The organism is Pelagicoccus albus, from assembly GCF_014230145.1.
Lineage (GTDB): Bacteria > Verrucomicrobiota > Verrucomicrobiia > Opitutales > Opitutaceae > Pelagicoccus > Pelagicoccus albus.
Genome location: NZ_JACHVC010000012.1, coordinates 48803 through 71577 on the forward strand (window position 1 = coordinate 48803; position 22775 = coordinate 71577).

Consider the following 22775-nt stretch of genomic DNA (forward strand, 5'->3'; position numbering starts at 1 on the left):
CCAGCCATTGCGAAGAGCCGACTTCTTACGGAAAGCTTCAGAGAACAAAGCTTTGTTGAACTTTTCGTTTCCAAATTGACCAAAAACGCATTTTTATCCCCTACGCACTGACATGGAGGAAATAGAGTATCTTGGAGAAACCATCTACCGCTGGGAAGTCGGGGCCTCGACCTACCTAGCCGCGCCCACACGCGGAGCTCGTCTGATGAATTGGAACTTGAGCTACGCAGACGGCACTTTCCGCGACATCATCCATTGGCCCGACATAGACTCTATCGACAAGCTGGTCAAAGCGAGAGGTGGCAACCCCATCCTGTTCCCCTTTTCTGCCCGTACTTTTTCTAAAGGAGAGATCCAGAAATGGGTCGCCCCATCCGGCGAAACACTGCCGATGCCCATGCACGGCTTCGCTCGCCAAGGCAAATTTGAGATCACCCGGATCGACCAAACCGGTTTCGCAGCGAGCCTCCTCCCCGACTCAATCGCCAAGGAAGCATACCCTTTCGAATACGACTTCGAAGTCGTCTACCGTTTCCACGCCCGCGAGATGAGCGTGGAACTTAGACTGACCAACCAAGGAAAAATATCGATTCCTTGGTCCGCCGGGCATCATTTCTATTTCACCATTCCATGGATCGACGGCACCTCTCGCGAGGATTATAAGCTCAAGATTCCAGCCAAGAAGGCAGTCAGGCAGGATGCCAAGGGTTCGCTATCCCCAGTTAAGGGCATCAAGAAGATCGACAAGATTAGTAATCCCGAGCTCGTAGATCGTATCCATTATCAACTGACCAGCCCTATCATCGAGTGTTACTGCACCAAGGATGACTCCAAGCTGGAAATTGAAGTCGGCACAAATCCCACTCCTAACTCCGGATACGCCCTCGTAACATGGACTGAAACAGATGAGTCCCCCTTCTTCTGCATCGAGCCGTGGATGGGGCCGCCGAATGCTCCCGAGAACGAGATTGGCCTACATCAAGTCGCGCCCGGAGAGACCCAAGCCTTCTCGGTAACTATCCGCACCTAGAGAGCGGCGGAAGCTTTCTTCCGAATTCGGAAATTCCCGCTTCACCATTGGGTCAAGAGATCCCATGGTCCTGCTTCTTCCATGAAAAATCCCGACCTCTGCTGCCAACGCCTCGCTTGGGGCGATATTGATATCTCTCCCATAAAAACGCTTATCGGGCTCGCGAAATCTGAAGATCTGGAAGCAGGTGGACTCCTAAACGGAACCTCCACTCCGGGCGATCACTCCTCTGCCCTTTTGGAAGCAGGGCAAAACGTGACGACCACACTAAAAGCCCGCACAGAAATCTCACTCTGCGGGGTCGAGTTAGCTCCTCATGTCTTAGCCGCTTACGACTCAGAGCTCACTTTTCAGGCGCTCGCCAAAGATGGTGACAAGCTCGATTCGGGTGACTCCATCGGAACTGTCTCCGGTCCAGTCCGAAGCCTGCTCAGCGCCGAACGCCCTTTGCTAAACTTCATGCAAAAGCTCTCCGGAGTTTCGACCCTGACCCGCAAGTACGTCGACGCGATGGGCGACAGCCCCACTCGCCTACTAGACACCCGCAAAACTACGCCGGGCTATCGGACGCTGGAAAAATACGCCGTCGCCTGCGGAGGAGGATGGAACCACCGCATCGGTTTGTTCGACCGCGTCATGCTAAAGGACAATCATCTCGCCGCGTTCGGCGCGGATCCCCGCCAATCCGCCATCGACGCAGTTCAAGCCTCCCGCTCCAAGCATCCAAAGATCCTAGTCGAAATGGAAGTCGACACGCTCGGGCAAATAGAACACGCCCTAGCCGCTCAAGTGGACATTATCCTCTTAGACAACTTTTCCGTCGCCCAACTCAAGGAAGCGATCTCATTGATCGGTGATCGGGCAGTCACCGAGGCCAGTGGAGGCATCACCATCGAGAGCCTGCCGGAGCTGGCTAGCCTCGGCCTAGACTTCATCTCCACCGGAGCCACCGTACACCAATCCACTTGGATCGACATCGGCCTCGACTCCTGATTTTCCCATGACTGATAAAAACGTACTCATCCTACGCGAATTTCTGGCCGCCGAAGGCGACTTCGTATCGGGAAGCGAACTGGCGGAGCTGATCGGCGTCTCTCGCGTATCCGTCTGGTCTTACTTGGAGAAACTCAAGGCCAAAGGTTTCGAGTTCGAAGCCGTCCGAAGCAAGGGGTACCGGCTAACCCAAATGCCAAGCGAGTTGAACGAAGCCCTCATCCAATCGCGCCTGCAACACGCAGCGGCAGATTTCCAGGCCATCGTTTTGGACGAAGTCGACAGCACCAACTCCGAAGCGGAACGCCGTATCGCCAACGGCGACCCAACTCCCTTTGTGGTAGCATCCAGACTTCAAACCCAAGGTCGCGGCCGTCTGGGAAGAGTTTGGCACAGCCCTCAAAACGGAAACCTTTACGCAAGCTTCGCCTTCCGCCCTCAAGTCTCCCCCAGTCAAATCTCGCTCTTCACGCTTTGGATGGGGATCAATATTTGCGAGTGCATCAACTCCATCTGCCGCACCAGCTGCCAAATCAAATGGCCCAACGACCTGCACGTGGAGGGCAAGAAGGTAGCGGGCATTCTGACCGAAGCCCGCATGGAGGCGGATCTCGTGCTTAACGTAGTGCTTGGCATCGGCCTAAACGTGAACAGCGACGCCTCAACCTGGCCAGACGAGCTAAAGAGCATCGCCACCTCCCTCAACCAGGTAGCGGGCGAAACTTTCGATATTAACAAACTCGTATCCACCCTCACTGGCCGAATCGCCATCGCCTACCGCAAACTCCTAGACGGAAGCCATAAAGCCGAGCTGAAGGAACGCTGGGCTCGCTATGATTCCCTCTTGGGCAAAAATGTGGCCCTCCTCCAGGGAGATCAGAGAATCTCTGGCATCGCTAGCGGCATTGACTCGAGCGGCTCTTTAATCATCGAGCGGGCCGATGGATCACGCTATCTCGCTCGAGCAGGAGAAGTGACGATCGAGAAGCAACCGCTCTAATTTCCAACTAAACCGCCAATATCCAACTCCTATGAAGCTCCATCCCGAGATATCCGCCAAGCACCTAGCTTGGATAGAAAAGCAACAAATGTTCTTCGTAGGCACTGCCCCTCTCGATGCGGAAGGACACGTCAATCTTTCGCCCAAAGGAGGCGACAGCTTTCGCGTCCTGAGTCCTCTGCAAGTCGCCTACCTCGACTACACCGGTAGCGGGGCGGAGACCATTGCCCACCTCCGTGAAAATGGTCGCATAGTGATCATGTTCTGCGCGTTCGAAGGGCCTCCACAGATTTTCCGACTGCACGGCAAAGGGACTGCCCACCTGCACGGAAGCCCGGAATTCGAAGAACTAAGCAAACATTTTCCAGAGAACCCGGGAGCTCGGTCTATCGTAGTGGTTGATGTGGAGCGAGTCGCCGATTCCTGTGGCTACGCTGTCCCCTTTTATGACTTTAAGGGGCACCGCAATGGACTCGACAAATGGGCCGAGAAAAAGGGCGAAGACGGGGTCAAGGCCTACCAAGCAGAGAACAATGAACGCAGCATAGATGGGCTGCCTTCCATTGACCACAGCTAAGCCAAGCTGGGCAAAAGACCCTACATAAAAGGTAAAACAGGTTTAAAGAAGGGAGCGGTAATTCCGATAAAACCTACAAATCTCTCTTTATTCCGCGACGGCCGCCGCGACCCTTTAAACCAAGCCATCTAGAACCTTCCCACCGATGCGACTCCACGTACCGCACGCGTCGGACCTTCCCTCCGCTCCCAAATGAAAAAGCAGGCTCTCCTACCCACCGGAATCGAGCAGCAATTCGAAATCTACGAGACCTTCTTCTCGACGACAGACTATCGCGGCATCATCACGGCGGGAAACAGTATTTTAACCCGCACCAGCGGCTACTCGCTCGATGAACTGATCGGCTCGCCTCACAATCTGATTCGCCACCCTTCCATGCCGAGATGCGTTTTCGCCATGCTCTGGGAAAATGCCAAGGACCGGCAACCTTTCGCTGGCTACGTTATCAACCAAGCCAAAAACGGGAATCACTATTGGGTCTTCGCTCTCATTGAACCACAAGCGGAGGAAATCATCTCCATCCGCATCAAACCGAGTTGCGGGCTCTTGAGCACCATCCAGTCCCTTTACCCGCAGCTACTGCAAGCCGAGGATGACGCTTTGGCCAACGGAGAGTCGATTCCCCAAGCCATTCAACGATCAAAAGCTTTGCTTGCCGAAGCAGTGCAGAAGCTAGGCTTCCAAGACTACGAAGCGTTCAGCCATTACAGCATAAACGCAGAGATACGACACCGGGACTCGGTCGTTAAAAAACAAGGCAGAACCCTTTTCCCAACTTCTATCCCGAGCACTTCGGATCAGGTAACACAGGAGGCCTACTACCGCGCCAAAAAAGCGTACCAAAACCTAGGCAGCGTCTTTACGGAGTTGGATAATTTCACTCGCCTTGCCAAAGAGATCAAAGATGGACGAGACGCGGTTCGCGATATCGCCGACGAATTTCGACTCAACGCCCTCAACGCAAATATCGCCGCCACCCCGCTTGGCGGAAAAGGCGCTACGATCGAAACCATCACCCGATTTCTGCACTCCCACGCCGGCGAGTTCTCGGACAATACAAGCAGTCTCGCCGATCAGGCAGCCGTAACGACCTCCTCCATTCAAAGATGCGTGGCACGCCTCGCCTCCGCCCGTATCCAAATGGAGACATTGATCAATTACCTTTGCGAAAGTTCGTATTCGGGAGATTCTCGCCTACTGGCCGGAATGCTTTCGGTAGCTGTGTCAGAAAACCTGATACATGCAGAGCGGCGAATTCACTCCATCCTGAAATCCCTCTCCGAACTGGGCCGCAAGCAAGAGGCTCTGCAAAGGGCCATCACCGCCTTTAACGTCGCCCAAACCTCTGGTTTGATGGAATGTTCCCGCCTTCCAGAGGCTAAGCACCTCACCAGTATGTTCTCGGACCTCAGACAACGGATCGAGGATGCCAACACGGAACTGGCCGACTCTGAGCGCATATTGGATAAGCTGAAATCACTCGCTGCAGCTGCTCCGCCCAAGATCAAAATGGTGATTGCGAGCTTGCGAACCATAAGCGGGCGCGAACCTAAGCTCCCGCTCGGGATCCAGCCCTTTTCAAATGCCGAGCACTCGATGCTCACATTCGAGCCGCCAGCTCGAAACGCCCATCCAAGCGTTTTGCGGTAACTCCCTTCAGTTCCAAAGTCAGTAGCGAAACCGAAACCTCGGAAATCCCTAGGTCTAGCTTCTCCGCCAAGTCCTCCTGGCTTACCGCTTCCCCTCCCTCGAGCAGCTTCGCTATTTGAGCTTCCAGGCCTTCGAGCTTTGGCAGTCTATCAGCCAAATCCGAGCGTTCCAAATCCAGCTCGAGCTCAGGGGCTTCTCGTAGATAGTTCAACTCTTCCAGAAGGTCATCGACGCTCCGCAACAAGAGGGCTCCATCGCGTATCAGCTGGTGGCTACCTCGACTTCCCTTTTGGTCTATCCGTCCGGGAACCGCAGCTACCAGACGACCTTGCTCGCCGGCGAAACGGGCCGTGATCATCGAGCCGCCCGCGTCGTCCGACTCTACCACAACCACCGCGTGCGACATGCCGCTTACCAAACGATTGCGCATCGGAAAGGTTTGCCGATCCGCTCTGCGCCCAAACGGAAACTCCGAAATCACGGCTCCATTCTCTTGAGCGTCTCGAAAGATCTCCACGTTCTCCGGCGGATAAACGATGTCGATGCCGCAACCAAATACGCAAACAGTACTGCCTCCCTCCACTTCGAGGGCCCCTTTGTGGGCAAAGGTATCAATCCCCCGAGCCATACCACTGGTCACACAAAAACCGAGTTGAGCCAAATCACGCCCCATCGAACGAGCAACGGATTGGCCATAGAGCGTACAATGCCGAGTCCCCACGATCGCGACAGAAGGCTTTCTGAAATCGTATTTGCCCAGCCGATACAGTCCGATCGGAGGATCGGAAACCTCCTTTAGCAAGCTCGGATAGCAATCGTCCTCCCGGGTCACGAAATCGACCCCACGCTGTTCCGCCTGCTTCATCTCCTTTTCCAATTTGAAGTGAGCAGACCAATCGAGAAGGACTTCGACCGCTTTTCGCTGCAGTCCTTTCACGCCTTCGAGTTCGCTTCGAGAGGCTTGCAAGATCTTCCGAGGATCGTCGTCGAAAGCGTTTAGTAGTCGGTTCAAGGATACCGGACCAATAGCCGGCAATCCGTTTAAAGCCCAGTAGGCTTCTTTACGGGAGAGTTGGGGTTCCATACCTCTCCAAGCTGAAGGGCAGGAGCTAAAAAGTCCAACAAGTCCGTAGTCCGCACCGCCACCTGACCTTTGTCGATGGCCAATAGGTCCGCGGCTTTCCCATGCCAGTAGACAGCCCGACAAGCCGACTCGAACAGCGATGCATCTCCTTGAGCCACTAAGCCCGCTAGCAAACCTGCCAACAGGTCCCCGCTTCCTCCACGTGACAGTACCGGATTTCCTCCGGCATTGACGGCCAGCAGGTCGTTTTGGGCCACCCGCGTAGCGGACCCTTTCTTCACAACCGTGACTACCTTTTCCTTCACGTAATCGAGAAGAGCGGCATCCGAACAATCTGCCCTTCCCGAAAGCCGTTTAAATTCACCATCATGCGGAGTCAGAACCAGGTCTCGGTTACCAGCCTGCAAAAACGACTCGACCACTTCCGGACGCAAAGCGTCTGCGTCCAAAACCGCCGGTTTGTCCCAAACCTTACCAATCTCCTTCAACAGAACCTGAGTCTCTGAGTCATCGCTCATACCTGGTCCCATCAAGAGGCAACTCGCTTTGCTCAACATGGTTTTAACCTGCCAAAGCCCTTCCAGAGCGAGCCCGCCCTCAGGAGTCTCTGGCCACGGCCGCCACATAGCCTCCGGAAGGCTAACTGCCAAAGTCGAGCATACGGACTCGGGAGCAAAAACGGTTACCAGCCCAACCCCACTACGCAACGCAGAGCTGACGCACATGGCTAGTGCACCGGGCATACTTCGTGAACCAGCCAACACGAGCAAATGACCCATCGCCCTCTTTTCGGATCGAGCAGGGCGAAGAGCCCTTAAAGGATCAAGGATAGCATCCACCAAAATCCGCGGACTCGCGTCGTTACTCTTCTCGAAAAAACCGATGTCTAAATAACGAAGTGCCCCCGCAGATTCCGCTTCCAAAAGCGGTTTCTTAAAGATGCCGGTGGCGAGTGTCAGATCTGCCCGAAACGGTTCTTCGTCACATTCATCGCCCACACCCGAAGGAAGGTCTATCGAGATCCTCAAACGAATCGAGGGATGGGCGTTCACATAATCGACGATCGTTCGGACTCCCTCTCGCAAAGGCGGGCGAACCTGAAACCCAAGCAAGCCATCGATACACAAGTCAAAAGACTCAGTGCGAAGTTCGTCCAAACTTTCGACCGATGGCGTCTCCAAAATCCGGATATCCGCCGCGTCTTCCAGAATCGACAATGCTCGGTTGGTATTTGGCTTCAGCTCATCTCTCGAATTCGCCAGTATCAAGCTAATCGAAGCGATGCAGGAATGATCCTCGAGCAGAGCCAGAATCCCCAGCAACGCATCGCCGCCGTTGTGCCCCTTACCGATCAGACCAAGTACCGACAATCCCTCTTGCGGATAGCGAGACATGGAGAAATAGCTTCGTATCGCCTGACCCAATTGAGTCCCGACCTTTCGCATGGCCTGCCAAGCCTGCTCTTCCGAATGGATCAGACCCTCTTCCCAGAGGCCTGAGTCCGCGCAGCTTAGGATCGGGTGCGAGAAGTCTGGATTCATCAATACAAGTCGCTCAGCCAATGATCGTGGCGAAGGCGATGGCGTCGGTCGAAGTGTGGGAAAGGCTGATCGCCACCCGACTTCCCCCCAAGCGTTCAAGCAGCTCTTGAGCTTTCGGGTCCAACTGGATTTCAGGCTGACCTCTGCTTCCAGATACCACCCCAATCGAAGTCCAATTAATGAACTCCCCGATCCCCGTAGTAAACGCCTTGGCGACTGCTTCCTTTGCCGCAAAACGAGCCGCGTAGCGCTCCGAAGGGTCGCGGTACTTGGCGCAGTATTCGAGCTCAGCCGGAGTATAAACTCGCTGCAAAAAACGGTCTCCCTGCCGCGCCACCAAATCGCGAATACGATCCACGGATACGATATCCACTCCGATCCCCAGGACGGGGCCTTTGGCGGGCAAAGAGATCTCGTTCATAAAATAACGACTACGCCCCCGCCATGAGGGCTTTCATCTCACGAACCGCTTCGTCGATTCCGAAGAAGACCGAACGGCTAATGATGCTGTGCCCGATGTTGAGTTCATGCAATTCCGGTATGGTGATCACTTCCGAAACGTTGACGTAATTGATCCCATGCCCGGCATTCACTGTGAGCCCCAACTCGGCGGCATGCTTGGCACCTTCCGCCAGACGGTTGAACTCAACTTGTCGCTCGGCAGTGTAGTAGGCATTTGCATACGCTCCGGTGTGCAACTCGATGTACTTGGCTCCCGTCTTGGCCGACGCTTCGATCTGGGCGAAATCCGGATCAATAAACAGGCTGGACTCGATGCCGGCCTCCGCTGCGGATTTCACGATTCTCTCGATTCGGTCGTATTGGCCCGCGACTTCTAGCCCACCTTCAGTGGTGACTTCTTCACGACTCTCCGGCACGACACAAATCGTTTCGGGCAAAACCTCCAGAGCGAAGGCCAACATCTCGTCGGTCGCGGCCATCTCCATGTTGAGACGGGTCGCGATGCAATCCCTCAGTCGGCGTACATCCGCCTGCTGGATGTGGCGGGCATCTTCTCTCGGATGGACGGTGATCCCTTGAGCACCGGCCTTTTCGCAAAGCAGGGCCACCATAACTGGATCAGGTTCTACGAACTGGCCGCAGCCGCGTGGACTGTCCTTGTACCGTGCTTGGCGAAGTGTGGCGATATGATCGATGTTCACGCCGAGAAGAATGCTTTTACTAGACATATTAAAAATTTCCGCAAGGTATAGGGCCTGCTTTGCCTGACGCAATCCAAGCTTCCAAAGAATGAGCGACGCTCCCTTACCGAACAAAAAGCCAGAAAACTTTCTGGTCAACATAGCCTGCAACCTAGCTCTCCCTATCCTGGTTCTAAAATACCTGAGCGGAGAGGACCGACTCGGCCCCGTCTACGGACTCGTCGCCGCCTTGGCGTTTCCAGTAGGCTATTTTTTCTGGGATCTGGCTCAGCGGAAAAACTATAACATCATCTCCATCTTCGGCTTCCTCAACATCCTGCTCACCGGCGGAATCGGGCTAATGGAAGCCGAGCCGAAATGGGTCGTCCTGAAAGAGACCGCGATGCCGCTGATGATCGGTATCCTAGTGCTCGCGACCGCCAATCGGAAAAACTCTTTGCTCAAGACCTTCCTCTTCAACGATCAGATTTTTGACGTTGAGAAAATCCAGGGCCATATCGACACACCGGAGAAAGAAGTCGCTCTCGCCAGCCAATTCAAGGTCGCGAACTGGCTCCTAGTCGCGAGCTTTCTGGTAAGCGCCCTACTCAACTTCGTCCTAGCGTCTTACATCGTAAAAAGCCCAGGGGGAACAGAGACCTTCAATCAAGAGATCGCCACCCTGACCTGGGTTTCCTGGCTCGTCATCACCGGACCTACCATGGCGATTTTAATCTTCGCCTTGTGGAGATTGGTCAAAGGGCTGAAGACCTTGACTGGCCTAGAGTTCGAAGGCCTGCTGCACGAGCAACACACGCAAGGCAAGTAGACCCGAGAGCCAGCCCTTCTGGGAAGAATAATCAGCACCCTTTCCCAAACAAAAAACGGCGTCCTTACGAAAAGGACGCCGTTTTTTGTAAAGTGATTGGGCGATTAACCGCGACGGTTGTAGGTTCCTGGAAGATCTCTTTCGAGTGGACCTTGATAGATCTGGCGAGGACGGTTGATCTTACCCTTTGGTGCTGAGGCAACTTCGTGCCAGTTGGCTACCCAACCTGGCATGCGGCCGATCGCGAACATGACGGTGAACATGTCGAGCGGGATGCCGATCGCACGCATCATGATACCACTGTAGAAGTCGACATTTGGATAGAGGTTACGGCTGACAAAGTAGTCGTCGCTCAAGGCTGCCTGTTCGAGGTTACGAGCGATTTCCAAGCAAGGATCCTTGGTACCCAAGGCTTCAAGCAAACGTTCGCAAGCCTTGCCGATTATCTTGGCACGGGGATCGAAGTTCTTGTAAACGCGGTGACCGAAGCCCATCAGGCGCTTGCCGCTGTTTCCGCTCTTCGCCTCTTCGATGAAACGGCTGCCATCGTCACCTTCCGCGTGGATCGCTTCCAGCATCTTGATCACTCCCATGTTCGCTCCACCGTGGAGAGGTCCCCACAGGGCGCAAACGCCCGCAGTGATGGATGCAAAGAGATTGGCTCCACTGGAGCCCACCATACGCACCGTAGAAGTGGAACAGTTTTGCTCGTGGTCCGCGTGCAGGAGAAGAATCAAATCGAGAGCTTCCGCAACCGCCTTCGGAGCATGATACTCGTCGTTAGGGAGCGAGAACATCATGTGCAGGAAGTTTTCGGCGTAGCCGAAATCCTTGCGTGGGTAATTGATGGGCAGGCCGTTAGATATGCGGTAAGACATAGCCGCTACGGTCATGACCTTGGAAATAGCTGAGGCCGCGGAACGATCGAAGTTCTCTAGGTCCAAGACACGGTCATTGGTCGAAAGCTCAGGATAATAGCTACTGAGCGAGCCCATCATGGAGGTCAGGATGGACATTGGGTGAGCCGACGGCGGGAAAGCCTCGAACTGGCGCACCATACGCGTGTCGATATTGGTTGTCTTGATAAGGTCACGCGAGAAACGAAGCCTCTCAGCTTCAGTAGGAAGCTCGCCATAGATAATCAAGTAAGCCGAATCCAAAAAGTCTGCTTTCTCGGCGATTTGCTCGATCGGATAGCCGCGATAGCGAAGTATCCCCTTCTCCCCGTTGATGAAAGTGATTTCGCTTTGGCAGGAACCCGTGTTGCCGAATCCTTCGTCAAAAGTGATGTAGCCGGTCTGCGCCCGCAAGGTACGGAGATCGATTGCTTTCTCGTTCGCTGTTCCCTCAATAATTGGGAATGCGAGATCTTGGTCCTCTAATTTGAGAATGGCCTCTTTGCTCATGTGTCAGGCAGAAATTGTGGGTTAATTGGATGTAGGCTAAGGCGGGATCGAATCGGGGTATTCGATCCCCACGAAACTACACTAACTAGCTGCCAACGCTTAACTTGTAAAGGTCGAGGTGGGAAGAAACTTAATATTAGCCACACTACGTTAGTGCAGTAATTTCCCTAATCTTAACACTTAGCTACAAAGTTGGCGTAGAGCTGTAAGCCTTTGCTTTGGCTCTTCTCCGGGTGGAACTGGCTCGCCATCAGGGAGCCAACCGCGACGGAACTGGCGAATTCGCCATCGTAGTCAGTCGTGGTCATGATGATCGAAGGATCTTCCGGCTCGATGTGGTAACTATGCACGAAATAGAAGCGGTCCTTTTCCGGATCCAATTCGTTCCAATAAGGCGAGCCTGCCTGCTTTAGGTGCGCGTGATTCCAGCCCATGTGCGGGATGGTCAATCCAGGCCGTGACTTGAAACGTACAACCTTGCCCGGCAACACGCCGAGTCCGTCCACATCATCCTCTTCCGAATGTTCGAAGAGAGCCTGTAGGCCAAGGCACACGCCCATAAACGGACGTTCTTCCTTAACCCAACCATGGATGAAATCATCGAAACCAACCGCCTTCAGTCCGCCCACACAATCGCGCAAGGCGCCAACTCCAGGCAGGATTAAACCTTCCGCCTCCCCTACTTCGTCAGGAGTAGTCACTATGCGCGGGCGAGAGCCGATTTTCGCGAGAGCGTTTTCCACGCTGCGCAAGTTGCCCATGCCGTAGTTGATGACTGCAATGTCTTTGCTCATCTCTTTCAACACCTCCAATTGTCGGTACGCCTAAAGCATACCCTTGGTCGATGGAAGGCGGCCTTCCATACGCGGGTCCACGAGCGAGGCGGCGTCGATTGCTCGGGCCATACACTTGAAGATGCTTTCTACGATGTGGTGCGGCTCTTCCCCGTATTCCAGCTCGATGTGGAGATTAGCGCCCAAAGTATTCGAAAAGGCGCGACAGAATTCCTTAATCAGGATGATGTTGAAATCGCGGACGTAATTAGTCGGCGAAACCACATTGTACTGCAGAAAGGGCCGATTGCCCAAATCGATCGCCACGCGAGTTAAGCACTCGTCCATGGGAAGGATGAAGAAGCCATAGCGGACGATGCCTGCCTTGTCTCCCAACGCTTGCTTGAATAGGTCCCCAAGCACGATCCCAACGTCTTCCACAGTGTGGTGGTAGTCTACCTCGATGTCTCCGTCCGCCTTAACCGTCAGGTCGAAAAGACCGTGGCCGGCGAATAGAGTAAGCATGTGATCGAAGAAAGGTACACCCGTATCAACATTGGCAATACCGCTCCCATCGATGTTTAGCTCTGCCTCGATCGAAGTTTCCTTCGTCTCGCGCTTGAGGGATGCTATACGTTGTTCAGCCATTTTTCTATGGTTTCGCTCACTTTGAGCATTTGATCTTCGTCGCCCACACTGATTCTCAAAAACGAATCAGTCAAGGGACTGGAAGGGAAATAGCGGACCAGAATCTTGTTCTCCTTGAAAAACTCGAAGAGATCTTGAGCCACCGAGGCACCGCATTCGCCGGCAGCGTTACGCGGTTCCACAAATAGAAAATTGGATTGGGAAGGATAGCAGAACCATCCTAGCTTTTCCCATTCCGCTCGGTAGAAGTCTCGAGTCCGGCAGATCTTAGCGGCGATTGCTCGCAGATAGCTTTGATCTTTTAAGGCGGCTAGGCCGCCCGCTTGCGTCAGCTGATTCACGTTGTAGCTATCCCGCACTCGGTCGAGCACATCGATAACATCGCGATCGGCCATGGCATATCCTAGCCTCAAACCCGCGAGTCCGTAGGACTTGGAAAATGTCCTTGTCACCACCAAATTCCGGTACTTAACCAGAAGCTCAGTCGCATTTTCTTCGGCGAAATCGGCATAAGCTTCATCCACTACCACGATCCCATCAAAGCTCTCGATGACTCGGGCTAAATCCTCATTTGAAAACCCCACTCCGGTAGGAGCGTTCGGCGAGGTTATGAAGAGTATTTTGGCATCCAACTTAGCGAGAGCCTCAAACGGCAATTCCATCGAACGATCAAATGGCACTTCCACTGTGCCCGCATCTTGGATACCACAAAGGACCGGATAAAGCGAATAGCTGGGCAGAAGATAGCCGGCAGAGCTTTCGTTCGCGAAGGCTCGCACCAAGAGATTCAGGATATCGTCAGAACCATTTCCAAAAATCACTTGCTCCGGCTCAAGTCCGTGGAGCTTCGCCGCCTCGGCCCGCAAAGCCTCGCTCCTGGGATCTGGATAAAGCCGTAGAGAACCGCCTAAAGCCGCCCGAATCGCTTCATCCACAGACGGACTGGGAGGATAAGGATTCTCGTTGGTATTGATCTTTACCCAACCATCCCCTTTCGGCTGGAAGCCAGGGGTGTAGCCATGGAGCTTCTGGATATGCGGCAACGCGTACCCAGAAGGCGACGAGGATGAGCTCATTGCTTACCTCCCAAACGGGAGCTCACAGAACGTCCATGAGCCTCCAAGCCCTCCATGCGAGCAAAGGCTTCTACTGTTTTCGCGGCTTTGCCGAGAGCAGATTCTGTGTAACGAACCAAGCTGGAGCGCCGCATAAAATCGCTGATCTGCAGCCCACTGAAATGGCGGCCTGAGCGGCCCGTCGGCAATTCGTGGCTCGGCCCGGCAACAAAATCGCCTAGAGCGGTAGCAGACCAAGCTCCTTGCATGATGGCTCCGGCCGTGTTGATCGACTTGATTAGCTTATTAAACTGCTTGGGATCTACTTCCAACTCCATGTGCTCCGGAGCCACGAAGTTTGCAACCGCAGCCGCTTCCTCGTAGTCGCTAACCACAACCGAGAAAAAGCCATCTTTCAAAACCGACTTGATGGCATCCTTGCGTGGGAGGCTTTTCATTTGCTCGCGGATCGCAGTGCGAATCGCTTTCGTCTTTTCCTTAGAGAGGCTAACCAAAAAGATCTTTTCGCGACCAGATCCGTGTTCGGCTTGGGCCAGCAAATCGGAGGCCACGAAATCTGGATCTGCGTGGTCGTCGGCGATAACGAGCAATTCACTCGGTCCTGGAAGCAAATCGACGCCTACGGTTCCAAAAACCTGACGCTTCGCTTCCACTACGAATGCGTTGCCAGGTCCATAGACCTTAAGCGTAGGACGAATTGTTTCTGTGCCGTAAGCGGCCGCACCGATGGCCATCACTCCACCAAATCGGTATGCTTCAGTCACTCCACTCAAATACATCGCAGCGAGACAGCCATCGTTCACCTTCCCGTTTTCGCCACAAGGGGTGAACGCTACGATCTCCTTAACTCCAGCCAGTTTGGCCAAAGAAGCTGTCATAACGACGGTCGAAACTAAATCGCGAGGGATGTAGAGCCCGACTCTCTCCAGAGGATAGAACCGCTCTCCGATCGTAGCGCCATGGGCGTTTTTCGCGGTCCAAGACTTTGGTAGAGCGTGCTTGTGAAACTCTCTGACGGACGAGACCGCATCTTTGATGGCCTGCACGTCTCCCTTCGGAAGACGCCTAACGGCCGCTTTCATTTCCTCTCGGCTGATAAGAAAGGCCTCTGGATGCAGCTTAACTCCGTCAATCCGCTCCAAAGCGGCCGCTACGCCTTGGCCTCCACCTTGACGCACCTCGCCTAAAATGGCGGATACGGTATCGACTATGGTTTGCGGAACTTCCGCTGATTTACAAAAAGCGGATAGCTTATCCCAAAAGGTCCGTGAACTGTAGGCTAGATCTGCCATGTGCTGTTTATTTGTCGCCTTGCTTCCTCAAGGCAAAGTCTAATTTCCGAGAACAGAAAACGGATAAGTTTGCCTGCTACTCTCCTGCGCTTGGAACCCGGAAACGTTCCGCATCCATTGGCCCATTTAGGACAATGTTCGAAAAGGAAATCTCCATGCTCTGCTGTCCGTACTGAGTGACCACTCTGACAATTGTGCGCTCTGGAAACTTGATTCCTCCGGCTTCGATTTCGCCTTCATAGGAAAAGACAATCCCCTTGTCGTTAACCATGTGTAGCACGCGGCCGGTTTCCGGATCGATATAGCGACGAAACCAAATCCTATCACTGTGGATGTAAAGCAGCACGATTGTATCCTGCCCATCTACCACACTCGTACCAAGATACTCGATACGGCCTTTTCGGGTGGGAGGAGTTTTTAAAAACGAAAGGTAGTCGCTAACAGTAGCAGCCAAATGCCTCACATCGTCGGGCTCATAGAAGCTCATCGTGTAAGAATTGGGAGTGCGTAGGTCCTCAATTTTCCTCCAAGCTTCGTTTCTATCCAAAGTGGAGGTCTCCTTGGTCCCTTGGAAGACAGAGATGAATTGGTGGTAATTCGGGCTTTTGTAGTAAGCCTCGACCGTTCCGGAGGCCCCATTTCCATAGACGAGAACGCCATCCATCTTAATCGAAGACACGCCATCCAATGCTTTCTCGGCTCCTAAATAGGAGCGAGCGAGTTCTACTGCTTCATCCTTCTTCTGAGCTCGCTCCGCATCTGAAAGTTCGGGAACAGGTTCTCCATCTTGAGCGTGGAGGGACAGAGCAGAAGAAAAGAGAAACGCGATCGAACAAAGCGTTTTTAAACGAGAGATAATCATAATCTTTTTTTTTGAGGCTTGGGCTTGATACAGTAAAAAGCGGAACGAGTTCACAAACTCGCTCCGCCAAAATTTCCGATTAGACGGGAAGCGATCCTGCTACTCCCACTCGATTGTGCCCGGAGGCTTCGAGCTCAAATCGTATACGACGCGATTGACGCCTTCCACTTCATTGATGATTCGAGTCGAAACGCGTTGCAGCACTTCATAAGGAACGCGCGACCAATCAGCGGTCATTGCGTCCTTGCTCTCGACGATTCTGAGGGCGATCACATTGTCATAGGTACGCTCGTCTCCCATCACACCGACAGTGCGAACCGGTAGGAAAACGCAGAACGACTGCCAGACTTTGTAGTACAATTCCGACTCCATCATCTCTTCGTGCAGCACTGCGTCTGCCTTGCGAAGGATATCGAGATTCCGCTTGTTGATTTCGCCCAAAACTCGAACTCCCAAACCGGGACCTGGGAAAGGCTGGCGCCAAACGACTTCCTTAGGAAGGCCAAGGGCGGACCCCAGCGCACGAACTTCGTCTTTGAACAGTTCACGGAGCGGTTCGAGCAACTCAAACTTCATGCTCTTAGGCAGACCACCTACGTTGTGGTGGCTCTTGATAGTCGCCGCTGGATTACCGTCGATCGCAATGCTTTCAATCACATCGGGATAAAGCGTTCCCTGAGCGAGGTACTTGGCATCTCCAATTCGCTTAAGCGAATCCTGGAAAACGTTAACAAAGGTCTTGCCGATGATCTTACGCTTCTTTTCAGGATCAGTGACACCCTTCAAAGCCTTTAAGAACTTGCTACCGGCACGAGCAACCCGAACATCCATGTTGAAGTTGCGCTTGTAGAGGTCGACTACCAACTCGCGTTCATGGAGGCGAAGCAAACCGTTGTCTACGAACACGCAAGTCAGCTGACGTCCGATAGCCTTGTGTATGAGCGCCGCTGCTACGGAAGAATCGACACCACCACTCAAACCAAGTAGCACGCGATCAGTTCCTACCTTTTCACGGATTTTCTCGATGGACTCGCGAGCCAAGTCAGCCATCGACCAGTCGCCTTTGCAGCCACAGATCTTACGGAGGAAGTTCTCCAAAATATTGATTCCGCCCTCTGAGTGATCCACTTCAGGGTGGAACTGGATTCCGTAGATTTTGCGCTTCTCGTCTGCGATAGCAGCGTAACTGGAGTTTTCAGTCGAAGCTATAGCTGAAAAGCCAGTCGGCATCTTCGCTAGACGATCGCCGTGCGAATTCCAAACGCGCAATTTGGTGGGCAAGCCACGGAACAGACTACCCTTTTTCGCAACCTTCAAGGTTCCATGCCCGTATTCGCGTTCCTTGCTCTTCTCAACCTTGCCGTCTAGCAAGTGAGCAATCAACTGCACACCATAGCAGATCCCCAATACAGGAACACCGAGCGAAAAAATCTTGGGATCAGCTTTCGGCGAATTAGCAGCTAATACGCTGGATGGACCACCAGAAAGGATAACTCCAATCACTCCGTCTTTCTTAAGCTGCTTGGCGCTCGTCTTGTAGGAATAGATCTTAGAGTAGACATTGCACTCACGTATCCGCCTAGCGATTACTTGAGTATATTGGGATCCAAAATCGAGGACCGCGATCGTTTGGTGATTCATAGTAGAGGTGTGGATTAGGCTAGGATTCTCAGACTGTGATCGTTGTGGGGGATCTCAGAATTAGTCTAAAAAGATAGTTCGAAGTTATTGTATTGGCATTTTGGGCATTCCTCGCCCTCGGATACATCGCGTTTTCGAACAGAATACAAATTGCCACATTTCACGCAGTGGAAGATGCGACGTTTTCTTCTTACGTCGAAAACCCTCTTTTCCCTACGCTCATAATAACACCATAATCCGGATACAACAACGAGAGCTGAGCCGGTATATAGAATTAGAAACCAGGTGAAAGGATGCACGAATGTACTCGGTTTTTAAAACGCGAAAATGCGTTCTTCGCGGAAGAACGCATTCTCAAAAAAGTTAAAGATGAGCGATGGACCAGGCCTTACTTGGCTTCGTCTTCCTGCTTTTCTGCTTCACCTTCGGTTGCTTCTTCCGCAACGACTGGAGCTTCTTCCGCTACAGGAGCCTCAGCCTTCTTAGCCTTGGGCTTGGACTTCTTCGCATAACCTTCGTCGTCTGCGTCGATTAGTTCGATCAAAGCCATTTCAGCTGCGTCGCCACGGCGTGTACCGATCTTGTAGATGCGTGTGTAACCGCCGTTACGTTCCTTGAACTGCTCAACCTTTTCTTCGAAAAGTTCATTCACAGCCGCTACGTCGCGAACGCGAGAAATCGCGATACGACGATCATGCAAGGAACCCTTCTTGGCCAAGGTGATTACCTTTTCTACGAAAGGACGAAGAGCCTTCGCCTTCTTGAGGGTAGTCTTGATGCGGCCGTGTTGGATAAGGGCGGTTGAGAGGTTGGCGAGAAGAGCTTCGCGGTGCTCCTTCTTTACGCCGAGTTGATTACGATGCTTGCGGTGACGCATGGCGGTCTAAGAGTAATAGGTTACGTTTATAGCTCCTTCTTGGAATCGAGGAGGCGTTCGTCAAATTTCATTCCAAGCGAGAGTCCGAGAGACTCCAACTTGTCTTTGATTTCATTGAGGGACTTCTTACCGAAGTTACGATACTTGAGCATTTCTTGCTCACTCTTCATCGCGAGTTCACCCACAGTGGTGATGTTCGCGTTGTTGAGACAGTTGGCAGCACGGACAGAAAGCTCGATTTCGTTAACGCTCATGTTGAGGAGCTTACGGAGCTTATTCTGCTCTTCGCTTACTTCTCCACCTTCGTCTTCGAACTCATAATTTTCGTCGGAAACGTTATCAAACACGTCCAAGTGATGCTTGAGGATCGCTCCTGCTTGCTTCAAAGCATCGTCCGGTGTGATACGTCCGTCAGTCCAAACTTCCAATAGGAGCTTGTCGTAGTCAGTGATTTGACCAACGCGGGTCGCTTCAACTGAGTACTTTACCAAGCTAACTGGGGAAAAGAGGGAGTCGATTGCGATAACCCCGATAGGATCATCTTCATCCTTATTCTCCTCACCTGGCCAGTAGCCACGTCCTACCTTTACTTCCAATTCCGCCGTGAATGGCATCTCACGATCGAGCGTGCAGATGATTTGGTCTGGGTTGACTATTTCTACGTTGGAATCCGGTTGGATATCCGCCGCAGTGATCGCTCCAGCACGGTTGGTATTGATCATCAGCTTAACCCCTTCGCGCTTATGGCAAACGAGGAGCACCTTCTTGAGGTTCAAAACAATGTCAGTGATATCTTCGACGATACCATCTACACTCTGAAACTCATGGCTAACGCCTTCGATCTTAACCGAAGAGATAGCAGCACCTTCGATGGAGCTGAGGAGTACGCGACGCAATGAATTGCCAATCGTGTGACCATAACCCGCTTCGAAGGGTTCTGCATGAAACATCGCATAGGTAGATGAGGATCCCTCCTCTACTTTTACGAGGCGGTTTGGCAGTTCGAACTTTCCAATACGTTTCGGCATGTTGCGTTAAGGTCTACGAATGACTAAATTAAGTTGGTCGGAATAAAAGGTAAGGATGGAAAACAGTCGCAATTAGAAGCGGCTGTAGAACTCAACGATCAGCTGTTCGTTGATGCTTGGCTCGAGTTCTTCGCGGGTTGGCTCGCGGTTTACGACTCCACGGAATGCTTCGTCTTGGCGAGTCATCCAGTCCGGAACATTGCGGAGACGATTCGCTTCCATATTGCGAGTAGCCAACTGGCGGGAGGAAGTGGTGTTGCGAACTTCGATTTCGTCACCAACTTTAACTTGGAAGCTAGCGATGTCGACTTTCTGTCCGTTCACGCAGATGTGACCGTGGTTGACGAACTGACGAGCAGCCTTGCGAGTCTTGGTAAAACCGAGGTTGTACACGATGCTATCCAAGCGAGTCTCGAGTAACTGGAGGAAGATGGTACCAGTTACGCCACGAGTTGCCTTAGCACGGTCGAAAGTACGGCGGAACTGCTTCTCCATCAGCCCGTACATGAAGCGAAGCTTCTGCTTTTCGCCTAGACCAATCGAGTATTCGGACTGCTTACGGCGGAGGCGTGGTCCGTGCTGTCCAGGTGGGTAGTTGCGCTTCTCTAGAGACTTCGACGAGCCGAAAATTGGCTGTCCGAAACGTCTGCTGATCTTTGTAGTTGGGCCGGTATAGCGAGCCATGATCTTCTTAAATTTTGAGAGTTCAGAGTTTGAAGCAATCCGCGATTAGACGCGACGACGCTTTGGTGGACGGCAACCGTTGTGCGGTATCGGCGTAGTGTCGGTAATTGAAGAGATTTCCAAACCGAGAGTTTGGAAGGCGCGGATGGCGGAATCACGTCCCATACCTGGGCCCTTCACCTCGATGACGACTTCCTTCAGACCGTGAGCCATTGCGGCTTTGGCAGCATTCTGCGTTACGACTTGAGCGGCGTAAGCAGTGGACTTGCGGGAACCACGGAAATTCATTTTTCCGGCGCTAGCCCATGAAATAGTGTTACCCTTCAAATCAGTGATCGTGACGATCGTGTTGTTGAAGGTCGCGCTAACCTTGGCGATGCCAGTGGTTACGTTCTTGCTGCCCTTCGCCTTACGGATCTTGAGATCTCCGATCTCCTCCTTGAGTAGGTCTTGTGCGGTTGGCTGCTTCTTTACACCACCAATCAGCTCTTCCTCGACAGGAGCCTCCGCGGAGACGTCCTTAGCTTCTTCTTCTTCAGCTTTTACGTTTTCTTCAGACATGACGTGATGGTCCTAAATTATTTGCGGAGTGAACCCTGCGTTTTAACCTTACCCTTGCGAGTGCGAGCATTGGTCTTGGTGCGTTGACCGCGAACCGGTAGACCACGACGATGGCGAAGGCCGCGGTAGCTATTGATAGCCTGCAGACGCTTCATGTTGGCTGTGAGCTCACGACGGAGATCACCCTCTACCACGAACTGCAGATCCTGAATCTTGCTCATGATAGCATTGATCTGCTCTTCGTTAAGATCCTTAGCGCGCATGTCTGGGTCGATACCAGTTTCTGCGAGTATGGTCTTTGAACGAGTTGGTCCGATACCGTAAATGTAACGGAGAGAATATTCGAGCTTCTTGTTGGCTGGAATGTCAACGCCTAGGATACGTGGCATAGTGTTCTAGCAAGTTATTGGTTAAAAGGTATTTGTATCAGTCAACAGCTATGAGGAGAATGACTTTTTTCTCACCGTTGAAACAATGTTCGATTAAGTCGTTAAATTGGCAGAGAGGTCGCCAAAGGAAAAAAGAGCAACGGAATGGACCCTCTTCACCCGAAAGTAAAGAATTAATTTGTTGCGATCTGTATGAAATATGCCGCGAGACCAACGAGAAAGATGGCCAACACTGCAGCATAGAGGGCTCCGACGTTTTTGAGTTCAGTTGCGCCGGTAAGTGCAGCGTCCGAGCCTTTAGCTTGGTTGCGTCCACGAATGCGACCTTTCTTAAGGAAGCCATCGTAGTGGCGCTGTAGCAGATGAGTCTCGATTTGCTTCATTGTATCCAAAGCAACACCCACTGTGATCAACATACCTGTTCCCCCGAAGAAGATCGCGACACGCATCGGAATCTCGTAGAGGAAAAGCAAAACGTCCGGAAATACCGTAATGATCGTCAAGAATATGGCGCCCGCTAGAGTCAGACGTGTCATGACGAAATCGAGAAATTTCGCGGTGGGCTGACCAGGACGCACTCCCGGAACGTAGCCACCGTACTTTTTCAAATCATCAGCAATCTGGATAGGACGGAACATAACCGAGACCCAAAAGTAGCTGAAGAAGAGAATCATCAAACCAAAGATGACGTAGTAGGTGGTGGAACCACGAACGAGGAAATTGGCCGCATCGACCATCCATGGCAAATTGAGGGACGCCCCAATTTGTGAGATGATCTGCTGTGGAAAGGACAATAACGCCGAAGCAAAGATGACAGGCATAACACCCGCGTAATTCACCTTCAGCGGCATGAATGAGCTTTGTCCTCCGTAAACCTTACGGCCAACAACACGCTTAGCATACTGGACCGGAATCTTGCGCATCGCTTGAATCACCGCTACCAATCCGGCGGTAACCAAGACGAGCAACCCAGCCATCAGGATACCATGTCCGAAAACGAGCTTCTGCACGCCAACAGGACCAAAGAACAAGTCATAGGTGGCCTTCGCAGCGCCAGGAAGGTCTGAAATGATACCAATGGTGATCAGTATCGAAATACCATTTCCGATCCCAAGCTTAGTGATCTGCTCACCGATCCACATCAATAGCACCGTACCAGCGGTAAGGAACACAGTGGACGAAACGAGGAACCAGAACTTATTGACGATAACGATTTGACCGTAGGTGTCTCCAGAAAAACCAGGAAACAGCGTGCCCGGGTTTTGCAAACCGAGGATGAGCAAAACCGCTTGAACAGCACAGATTACAACCGTGGCGTAGCGAGTATACTGAGAAAGCTTTTCGCGCCCTGACTCCCCTTCCTGCTGCAAACGGGCAAGAGCGGGAAAAACGGCACCCATCAACTGAAAAATGATAGATGCCGAAATATACGGCATGATCCCCAAAGCGAATACGGCACCACGCAGAAACGCGCCACCGGTGAACATGTTATACAAACCTACCAAACTGCCACCGCCTGTCGCGGTTTGATCAGCGAAATAATCCTGCAGCGGTTTCATATCGAGACCTGGAAGCGGGATATTAGCGCCGATACGCGCGATAAACAGAAGAGAGAGCATCAGAAAGATTTTCTGACGTAGCTCAGGAATCTTCAGACAGTTGGTAAATGCGGATAGCATGCCTATTGGTTTC

Annotated in this window: 23 protein-coding genes; 6 read left to right on the top strand and 17 right to left on the bottom strand. The window is 52.6% G+C overall.

Annotated elements, in window-relative coordinates; all coding sequences use genetic code 11:
• Positions 1-112: 112 nt before the first annotated feature.
• The 5 genes from H5P27_RS09945 (at position 113) to H5P27_RS09965 (ending at position 5250) form a co-directional block, all read left to right on the top strand.
• Complete coding sequence (locus H5P27_RS09945; protein ID WP_185660247.1) at positions 113-1030, top strand: aldose epimerase family protein; 918 nt, start codon at positions 113-115, stop codon at positions 1028-1030.
• A gap of 81 nt (positions 1031-1111) precedes the next feature.
• Positions 1112-2023 carry a carboxylating nicotinate-nucleotide diphosphorylase gene (gene nadC / locus H5P27_RS09950; RefSeq protein ID WP_185660248.1) on the top strand — a complete coding sequence of 304 codons (912 nt, stop codon included), beginning with the start codon at positions 1112-1114 and terminating at the stop codon, positions 2021-2023.
• Positions 2024-2030: 7 nt separating this feature from the next.
• The gene (locus tag H5P27_RS09955) at positions 2031-3023 is read left to right on the top strand and encodes a biotin--[acetyl-CoA-carboxylase] ligase (protein ID WP_185660249.1); all 993 of its coding nucleotides are present in this window, start codon (positions 2031-2033) and stop codon (positions 3021-3023) included.
• A 31-nt stretch (positions 3024-3054) separates the two neighbouring features.
• Entirely contained in the window at positions 3055-3600 is a 546-nt protein-coding gene (locus H5P27_RS09960) for a pyridoxamine 5'-phosphate oxidase family protein (protein WP_185660250.1), read from the top strand.
• A gap of 192 nt (positions 3601-3792) precedes the next feature.
• The gene (locus H5P27_RS09965; protein WP_185660251.1) at positions 3793-5250 is read left to right on the top strand and encodes a PAS domain-containing protein; all 1458 of its coding nucleotides are present in this window, start codon (positions 3793-3795) and stop codon (positions 5248-5250) included.
• On the opposite strand, the gene dprA is transcribed toward H5P27_RS09965, so the two are convergent.
• From dprA to H5P27_RS09985, 4 genes are read right to left on the bottom strand one after another with little or no spacing between them, the layout of a single operon-like run.
• Positions 5201-6334 (bottom strand): DNA-processing protein DprA, encoded by a 1134-nt coding sequence (dprA, locus tag H5P27_RS09970; RefSeq protein ID WP_185660252.1) that lies wholly within the window; start codon positions 6332-6334, stop codon positions 5201-5203. The two genes, H5P27_RS09965 and dprA, sit on opposite strands and share 50 nt — an antisense overlap.
• Entirely contained in the window at positions 6292-7875 is a 1584-nt protein-coding gene (locus H5P27_RS09975) for an NAD(P)H-hydrate dehydratase (RefSeq protein ID WP_185660253.1), read from the bottom strand. Before H5P27_RS09975 ends, dprA begins: the two co-directional genes overlap by 43 nt.
• Before the next feature lie 13 nt (positions 7876-7888).
• Positions 7889-8296, bottom strand: coding sequence for a holo-ACP synthase (gene acpS / locus H5P27_RS09980; protein WP_185660254.1), 408 nt, complete (start codon positions 8294-8296; stop codon positions 7889-7891).
• Between the two features lie 10 nt (positions 8297-8306).
• A complete protein-coding gene (locus tag H5P27_RS09985; protein WP_185660255.1) occupies positions 8307-9065 on the bottom strand; it encodes a pyridoxine 5'-phosphate synthase in 759 nt (252 codons plus the stop codon).
• Between the two features lie 61 nt (positions 9066-9126).
• Here H5P27_RS09985 and H5P27_RS09990 point away from each other — a divergent pair, with 61 nt between their 5' ends.
• Positions 9127-9846 carry a VC0807 family protein gene (locus H5P27_RS09990; protein WP_185660256.1) on the top strand — a complete coding sequence of 240 codons (720 nt, stop codon included), beginning with the start codon at positions 9127-9129 and terminating at the stop codon, positions 9844-9846.
• A gap of 104 nt (positions 9847-9950) precedes the next feature.
• Here H5P27_RS09990 and H5P27_RS09995 read toward each other — a convergent pair whose 3' ends face one another.
• The 13 genes from H5P27_RS09995 to secY all read right to left on the bottom strand — a co-directional run bounded on the left by H5P27_RS09995 (position 9951) and on the right by secY (position 22762).
• Positions 9951-11252, bottom strand: coding sequence for a citrate synthase (locus H5P27_RS09995; RefSeq protein WP_185660257.1), 1302 nt, complete (start codon positions 11250-11252; stop codon positions 9951-9953).
• Between the two features lie 173 nt (positions 11253-11425).
• On the bottom strand, positions 11426-12046 hold the full coding sequence (gene hisH, locus H5P27_RS10000) for an imidazole glycerol phosphate synthase subunit HisH (RefSeq protein ID WP_185660258.1): 621 nt from the start codon (positions 12044-12046) through the stop codon (positions 11426-11428).
• A 30-nt stretch (positions 12047-12076) separates the two neighbouring features.
• Positions 12077-12673, bottom strand: a complete 597-nt coding sequence (hisB, locus tag H5P27_RS10005) for an imidazoleglycerol-phosphate dehydratase HisB (RefSeq protein ID WP_185660259.1) — start codon at positions 12671-12673, stop codon at positions 12077-12079.
• Positions 12655-13749, bottom strand: coding sequence for a histidinol-phosphate transaminase (gene hisC, locus H5P27_RS10010; RefSeq protein ID WP_185660260.1), 1095 nt, complete (start codon positions 13747-13749; stop codon positions 12655-12657). The genes hisB and hisC overlap by 19 nt, the downstream gene beginning before the upstream one ends.
• Positions 13746-15041, bottom strand: a complete 1296-nt coding sequence (hisD, locus tag H5P27_RS10015; RefSeq protein WP_185660261.1) for a histidinol dehydrogenase — start codon at positions 15039-15041, stop codon at positions 13746-13748. Before hisD ends, hisC begins: the two co-directional genes overlap by 4 nt.
• Before the next feature lie 76 nt (positions 15042-15117).
• The gene (locus H5P27_RS10020) at positions 15118-15903 is read right to left on the bottom strand and encodes a hypothetical protein (RefSeq protein ID WP_185660262.1); all 786 of its coding nucleotides are present in this window, start codon (positions 15901-15903) and stop codon (positions 15118-15120) included.
• Between the two features lie 99 nt (positions 15904-16002).
• Positions 16003-17544: a glutamine-hydrolyzing GMP synthase gene (gene guaA / locus H5P27_RS10025; RefSeq protein ID WP_185660263.1), complete on the bottom strand. Its 1542-nt coding sequence runs from the start codon at positions 17542-17544 to the stop codon at positions 16003-16005.
• Between the two features lie 388 nt (positions 17545-17932).
• The gene (gene rplQ / locus H5P27_RS10030; RefSeq protein ID WP_185660264.1) at positions 17933-18421 is read right to left on the bottom strand and encodes a 50S ribosomal protein L17; all 489 of its coding nucleotides are present in this window, start codon (positions 18419-18421) and stop codon (positions 17933-17935) included.
• Between the two features lie 26 nt (positions 18422-18447).
• Complete coding sequence (locus H5P27_RS10035; RefSeq protein ID WP_185660265.1) at positions 18448-19449, bottom strand: DNA-directed RNA polymerase subunit alpha; 1002 nt, start codon at positions 19447-19449, stop codon at positions 18448-18450.
• A 72-nt stretch (positions 19450-19521) separates the two neighbouring features.
• Positions 19522-20133: a 30S ribosomal protein S4 gene (gene rpsD / locus H5P27_RS10040; RefSeq protein ID WP_185660266.1), complete on the bottom strand. Its 612-nt coding sequence runs from the start codon at positions 20131-20133 to the stop codon at positions 19522-19524.
• Positions 20134-20178: 45 nt separating this feature from the next.
• Positions 20179-20694: a 30S ribosomal protein S11 gene (gene rpsK / locus H5P27_RS10045; RefSeq protein WP_221774672.1), complete on the bottom strand. Its 516-nt coding sequence runs from the start codon at positions 20692-20694 to the stop codon at positions 20179-20181.
• A 17-nt stretch (positions 20695-20711) separates the two neighbouring features.
• Positions 20712-21083 (bottom strand): 30S ribosomal protein S13, encoded by a 372-nt coding sequence (gene rpsM / locus H5P27_RS10050; RefSeq protein ID WP_185660267.1) that lies wholly within the window; start codon positions 21081-21083, stop codon positions 20712-20714.
• Between the two features lie 173 nt (positions 21084-21256).
• Positions 21257-22762 carry a preprotein translocase subunit SecY gene (gene secY / locus H5P27_RS10055; protein ID WP_185660268.1) on the bottom strand — a complete coding sequence of 502 codons (1506 nt, stop codon included), beginning with the start codon at positions 22760-22762 and terminating at the stop codon, positions 21257-21259.
• Positions 22763-22775: the final 13 nt, after the last annotated feature.

Excerpts from the sequence above, each read along its gene's own strand:
- H5P27_RS10035 (WP_185660265.1), bottom strand. The coding sequence starts at position 19,449 with ATGCCGAAACGTATTGGAAAGTTCGAACTGCCAAACCGCCTCGTAAAA.
- H5P27_RS10020 (WP_185660262.1), bottom strand. The coding sequence starts at position 15,903 with ATGATTATCTCTCGTTTAAAAACGCTTTGTTCGATCGCGTTTCTCTTT.
- H5P27_RS09985 (WP_185660255.1), bottom strand. The coding sequence starts at position 9,065 with ATGTCTAGTAAAAGCATTCTTCTCGGCGTGAACATCGATCATATCGCC.
- rpsM (WP_185660267.1), bottom strand. The coding sequence starts at position 21,083 with ATGCCACGTATCCTAGGCGTTGACATTCCAGCCAACAAGAAGCTCGAA.
- H5P27_RS09960 (WP_185660250.1), top strand. The coding sequence starts at position 3,055 with ATGAAGCTCCATCCCGAGATATCCGCCAAGCACCTAGCTTGGATAGAA.
- H5P27_RS09990 (WP_185660256.1), top strand. The coding sequence starts at position 9,127 with ATGAGCGACGCTCCCTTACCGAACAAAAAGCCAGAAAACTTTCTGGTC.
- rpsK (WP_221774672.1), bottom strand. The coding sequence starts at position 20,694 with ATGTCTGAAGAAAACGTAAAAGCTGAAGAAGAAGAAGCTAAGGACGTC.
- hisB (WP_185660259.1), bottom strand. The coding sequence starts at position 12,673 with ATGGCTGAACAACGTATAGCATCCCTCAAGCGCGAGACGAAGGAAACT.
- rplQ (WP_185660264.1), bottom strand. The coding sequence starts at position 18,421 with ATGCGTCACCGCAAGCATCGTAATCAACTCGGCGTAAAGAAGGAGCAC.
- H5P27_RS09945 (WP_185660247.1), top strand. The coding sequence starts at position 113 with ATGGAGGAAATAGAGTATCTTGGAGAAACCATCTACCGCTGGGAAGTC.
- H5P27_RS09975 (WP_185660253.1), bottom strand. The coding sequence starts at position 7,875 with ATGAATCCAGACTTCTCGCACCCGATCCTAAGCTGCGCGGACTCAGGC.
- H5P27_RS09955 (WP_185660249.1), top strand. The coding sequence starts at position 2,031 with ATGACTGATAAAAACGTACTCATCCTACGCGAATTTCTGGCCGCCGAA.
- rpsD (WP_185660266.1), bottom strand. The coding sequence starts at position 20,133 with ATGGCTCGCTATACCGGCCCAACTACAAAGATCAGCAGACGTTTCGGA.
- dprA (WP_185660252.1), bottom strand. The coding sequence starts at position 6,334 with ATGGAACCCCAACTCTCCCGTAAAGAAGCCTACTGGGCTTTAAACGGA.
- guaA (WP_185660263.1), bottom strand. The coding sequence starts at position 17,544 with ATGAATCACCAAACGATCGCGGTCCTCGATTTTGGATCCCAATATACT.
- secY (WP_185660268.1), bottom strand. The coding sequence starts at position 22,762 with ATGCTATCCGCATTTACCAACTGTCTGAAGATTCCTGAGCTACGTCAG.
- hisC (WP_185660260.1), bottom strand. The coding sequence starts at position 13,749 with ATGAGCTCATCCTCGTCGCCTTCTGGGTACGCGTTGCCGCATATCCAG.
- hisH (WP_185660258.1), bottom strand. The coding sequence starts at position 12,046 with ATGAGCAAAGACATTGCAGTCATCAACTACGGCATGGGCAACTTGCGC.
- nadC (WP_185660248.1), top strand. The coding sequence starts at position 1,112 with ATGAAAAATCCCGACCTCTGCTGCCAACGCCTCGCTTGGGGCGATATT.
- H5P27_RS09965 (WP_185660251.1), top strand. The coding sequence starts at position 3,793 with ATGAAAAAGCAGGCTCTCCTACCCACCGGAATCGAGCAGCAATTCGAA.
- H5P27_RS09995 (WP_185660257.1), bottom strand. The coding sequence starts at position 11,252 with ATGAGCAAAGAGGCCATTCTCAAATTAGAGGACCAAGATCTCGCATTC.
- hisD (WP_185660261.1), bottom strand. The coding sequence starts at position 15,041 with ATGGCAGATCTAGCCTACAGTTCACGGACCTTTTGGGATAAGCTATCC.
- acpS (WP_185660254.1), bottom strand. The coding sequence starts at position 8,296 with ATGAACGAGATCTCTTTGCCCGCCAAAGGCCCCGTCCTGGGGATCGGA.